1 protein-coding gene is annotated in these 395 nt (G+C 68.6%); it reads left to right on the top strand.

Going from position 1 to position 395, the window contains the following annotated elements:
• The coding region (locus AKL29_RS13145; RefSeq protein WP_193395209.1) for an efflux RND transporter permease subunit at nucleotides 1–395 on the top strand (395 nt) is incomplete at both ends.

The raw sequence follows: 395 nt of genomic DNA, 5'->3' as shown, positions 1-395 counted from the left end.
GGCGTCGGCGACATCCAGATGTTCGGCGCGCGCGACTATTCGATGCGGCTGTGGCTCGATCCCGACCGGATCGCCAATCTCGGCCTGACCTCGGCCGAGGTGCTGGCGGCGATCCGGGCGCAGAACCTGCAGATCGCCGGCGGCCAGATCGCCGAGCCGCCGATCGCCGATCGCGCCTTCCAGCCGAACCTCGTCTTCACTGGCCGCCTCAAGGACATCAGGCAGTTCGAGGACATCGTGGTGAAGGCCGGCTCCGACGGCCGCACGGTGCGGCTGCGCGACGTCGCTCGCGTCGAGCTCGGTGCGCTGTCCTATGCTACTAGCAGCCGCATACTGCGCAAGTCGGCGGTCGCAATGGTGGTGACGCAACGGCCCGGATCGAACGCGCTCGCCAC

Origin of the sequence: Bradyrhizobium pachyrhizi, assembly GCF_001189245.1 — a bacterium.
Taxonomy (GTDB): Bacteria; Pseudomonadota; Alphaproteobacteria; order Rhizobiales; family Xanthobacteraceae; genus Bradyrhizobium; species Bradyrhizobium pachyrhizi.
Note: the sequence above shows the minus strand (reverse complement) of the source record. Positions and strands in the feature narration are given on the sequence as shown.